We start from the raw sequence: 4,240 nt of genomic DNA, 5'->3' as shown, positions 1-4,240 counted from the left end.
CTGAACAATATATAGGTATTACAGGAAGTCAATTTCCCGTCTTGTATGTGACAAACAAAGGGAAGGAAGTACTGCTTGGTAAGCAAAACGTAATGAGAAAACAACAGATGATGGTTTCGCAAGTAGCCGTTAATGATGGATTATTTGAACAACTCCGTCAATTACGAAAGACGATTGCATCTGAAGAAAAAGTTCCACCATTCGTTATTTTTTCTGATCAAACATTGCGTGATATGTGCAGCCTGCTTCCCAAAACAGAAAACCAGCTACTGCAAGTAAAGGGAATCGGTGTACAAAAACAAGAGCGATATGGACAACGATTTTTACAATTGATTCAAGAATATATAAATGAAGAAACTGAATTAGCGTCTTATCCTGCAAAATCGAATAGTCTAAAAGAGCACTCCTATAAAATTACCTATGAATGGTACAAGCAAGGAAAAGCAATACAAGACATTGCAACCGAACGTGGTTTGTCCCTAGTCACAATCGAAAATCATCTATTACAATGTGCAACAGAGGGTATGGATATAGATTGGGACAAGATCATCCCTGATGGATTCGAAGCGTTAGTAGAGGAAGCTATTACCAAAGTCGGAATGGAAAAATTAAAGCCAATCAAAGAACAACTACCAGATGAAGTAAGCTATTTTATAATTAAAGCTATCATTTGTAAAAGGGAATTACATAAATCATCTAGCAAATAAAATAAGCAATCGACGCCAAAGATAATTCCTTGGCGAAGATTGCTTATTTATTTACCCTCTTGTAGACGATTCACGTAAAACCAATGGCGCTTGATAGGGCTTGCTAGAAATATGTTTAAGTCCTTCCGTTAAAGGCTTTTCAATATAAGAATGAGCAAGACATCCCATTATTGTAACTGTTATAACCGTTATTACAATAGAAGCGACATTCCCAATTGTATTTGTAATTCCTAAGTTTACAAGCACAGCTGCTACAAATCCTAAAAAGGGAGGATGAACAAGATAGATTGAAAAGGAAGCATTTCCAAGATAGTTAAATACACGTGGAAGCTTGATTTCCTTTTTCATGTCGATAGAAACGATTCCGAACATAAGACATGTGGCAGAGATCGAATACATGATAGTTTCATCAAATCTCCATAAACTTTGAATTCCACTGATCCATGTATAGGCATATCCCATTAAACCAATGATGAGAAAGGTATTCCCATGCTTAATCGTACGGTGCATGGAATAATAAGCACACCACGCGCCTAGTGCAAAGTCCAAATTGACCTTATTAAATATCGTTGTAAGGAAAGGATTTGAAAATGTAGTAGATGTCATCATAAAAAAGAGAATAGCAGAAATCCAAAGCCCAACGAAAATTTTCATGAACGGTCTGCTTGAATAAATAAATAAGGCAAATACTACATAAAAAAGCAATGTATTTTGCAATGACCAGGCGCTATATATAATGGGCATACCAGACGTAGGTATGAGAAAGAAAGAAGTAAGTACCGTTTTCATGTCTTTCGTGTAACTATAACCGATGGAGACGAAATAGAAAAATATGACGATTACTGATGTTAAGAGCCAATAATAAGGAACAAGTCGTGAAAATCGTTTCACAAGAAAAGATCGGAATTTCTCTTTATGACCAAAGTTATTTGAATATATATAGTACATCATAAATCCCGTTAACACGAAAAAGTAATCGGCGCCCCCTGTTCTTGAAAGCTTAGTGAGACCAAGTAAATTGAAGTGGAAATAATAACTAGATACAAAGCTCATATGAAATAGTATGACCATTAGGGGAACAATTGCTCGCGAAGCTTGCACGAGTTGCAAACGCTTTTTTGTTTTCATAATAGGTCGCCTCCTTTTCCAGCATGTTATTTATAGGGAGGAATGAATTTTTGTTCGTTTTCTAATTAACAAGAACTCTTGTTGAAATAAATTCTAAATATCCTCGATACACATATTATGAAATGCCTTCCTTAACATTTCCTTAACAATTCAAAGTGCAATAGACTATTATTAGTTTACATAAATTTTATTATGTAAACTAATCGTGTGCGTGATGAAACAAGGGACTTCTGTTTGTGTACAAAAGTCCCTGTTTGATCTTGCTATTAATAAGAAAGGTTGTAAGTATTACCGCAGATCATCTGCGAAGCTAAGTGCGGCATTGTCCTGACGTTTTAAATATTTTTCCAAATAGATTTGTGTCGTATATAACGAATCGTGGCCAAGCGTGCGTTGAATCTTCGTAATTTCAACACCTCTGGCTGCTGCTGTAATTGCAAATAGATGACGAAAGGTATGCGGGGTAATCGGATTTTCACGGTGTGCTAGGAAGGGTAAGGACGTATCTTGTACCATCTTCGTCACTTGATTCGAAAGTTGATTTGGGTTATATGCGTTTCCTCGAATAGTTAGAAGAAGCGGCGATTCATCACCTGTGCCAATCTCCGTTTGGAATCCTCTGTTTTTTCGAAATTCCGTAATAGAACGGAGAAGCAACGGAGAAATATACGCTTGTCTTTCCTTATTTCGCTTTCCTGTTACGGTTAACCAATATTGCCCCTCTAAGTAATGAATATCTTTCATTTTAGCGGATGTAACTTCGCGAATACGAAGCCCTGTTGTAGCCAGAAATAGTAAGATGGTGTAATTGACAATATGACCACGCGTACGGTAAAAACTTAAAATTTGTTCCATTTCACCAAGCGTTAAATCCCGGTTAGGACGATCTTCACTACGAACACTACTTCGTTTTACTTCGTGGTGAAGTGGCTTTTCGATATAATGAGATTCATATAAAAAGGAGAAAAATGATTTGATAATCGTTGTTTTCTTAGCTAAACTTGCGGGTTTATATGTTTCTCCCTGTCGTTTCCCTAAAGGTGCGGTTCGTAAATATTCTCCGTATCTTCTTATATTCCACGGCTTAATAGCTTTTAAAAGAGATTCTTTCTTTGCAACTACATCTCCGTGTATTTCAAATTCCTCTGCATGAGTAACTAATGTTTGACAAAATTTCAAAATTTCATTTAAATAGGCTTTTTTCGTTGTTTCTTTTCTATTTTTTGATGCGCTCATATCTTTTTCTTGATGAATGAAATAATAAATGATTTCTATATCCAGGAAATAAGTGAAACGGTCTTTCTCCTCCTTTTCAGCGTCTTCCATCTTTTCTATGAGCATAGGAAGGTATTGACCCGAAAGCAAGGTGCTTTGTATTTGCTTTGATAGAGAAGTCACGTCATTAAGTAGTGGTACATGTAAAGGAAGCACTATGCTATTCATAACAATTCTCCTTTATATATTGTATAGGTAACTTATGTAAATCATTTCTTGTTATTATAACATATATTATAAATTCATTTTAAATATAATTATATTTAATAAGTGCGTACAATATGTAATAATCATCTATTCTTACATATCATACGTACATATATCATTTTATATAAATTGTTATTAACAAATAATATATATGTGTTATCATGAACTAGTATGATAAATGTTTTTATATAAAACTATTGTATTTTTTTATACTTAACTATAAGTAACATTTAAAATAAGGGAGAATACAAAATGTCTGAAGATGTATTGTTTGATGATAAGCCAAAAGTAACAACAAAGGAAGCAGCAACTATGCTTGGGGTAACAGAAGCAACCATTTATCGATATGAAAAGGAGGGAAAGCTTTCTTCTGTTTACAAAGATAACTGGCGCAAAGATGGGACGAAAATGTTTTACGAAGAAGAGGTAACACATATTGTCCAATCCATGAAAAAACCAGGACTCACGATACAAGAAGTTGCAAATCAAACGGGTGTATCTCACTCAACTGTTTCCAAATGGATTCAAGAAGGAACAGTTGTTGCTGAAAAAACGATATATAATGGAAGAAACACGTATTTTATTTCTGAAAATGAGGCATCACGTATTCTAGAAGCATTACCTTCACTTATCCATCGTCGATTGGAGAAACGACAGTTATCTGCGACGATTGAAGGGAACGAAGTGTTTTTGTATCAGTCGTTTTATCATGAGACGACAAATGAACAAGCTCGCATTATGTCATTACAAAATAATACTGGGAAAGTGGTTACGGATCGAGAAGATATGTTTCCAGTAGAAGAGCTATTTTCTCGCGGGTTTCGGCCGACCTATATAATAGAAAAAAAGCGTCACAGTACAAAACGAGGACAGGCACGCTTTAGCTTCAGAAAGCCTCAATTTGTGCAGGCTGCTGCGTATAC

At 35.3% G+C, this 4,240-nt stretch carries 4 protein-coding genes; 2 read left to right on the top strand and 2 right to left on the bottom strand.

Features of this window, described 5'->3' with window-relative positions:
- The coding region (locus AC11ZT_RS07755) for a helix-turn-helix domain-containing protein (RefSeq protein ID WP_484059049.1) at nucleotides 1–707 on the top strand (707 nt) is incomplete at its 5' end.
- A 51-nt stretch (nucleotides 708–758) separates the two neighbouring features.
- Here the strand turns inward: AC11ZT_RS07755 and AC11ZT_RS07750 are convergent.
- A complete protein-coding gene (locus tag AC11ZT_RS07750; protein ID WP_484059048.1) occupies nucleotides 759–1,835 on the bottom strand; it encodes an acyltransferase family protein in 1,077 nt (358 codons plus the stop codon).
- A gap of 288 nt (nucleotides 1,836–2,123) precedes the next feature.
- Complete coding sequence (locus tag AC11ZT_RS07745; RefSeq protein ID WP_484059047.1) at nucleotides 2,124–3,278, bottom strand: tyrosine-type recombinase/integrase; 1,155 nt, start codon at nucleotides 3,276–3,278, stop codon at nucleotides 2,124–2,126.
- Between the two features lie 291 nt (nucleotides 3,279–3,569).
- Between AC11ZT_RS07745 and AC11ZT_RS07740 the strand changes: the two genes are divergently transcribed.
- On the top strand, nucleotides 3,570–4,240 hold a 671-nt coding region (locus AC11ZT_RS07740), incomplete at its 3' end, for a helix-turn-helix domain-containing protein (RefSeq protein ID WP_484059046.1).

Source organism: Ectobacillus sp. (genome assembly GCF_056992975.1).
The sequence above is the reverse complement of the archived record's forward strand: the minus strand, read 5'-3'. Positions and strand labels throughout refer to the sequence as shown.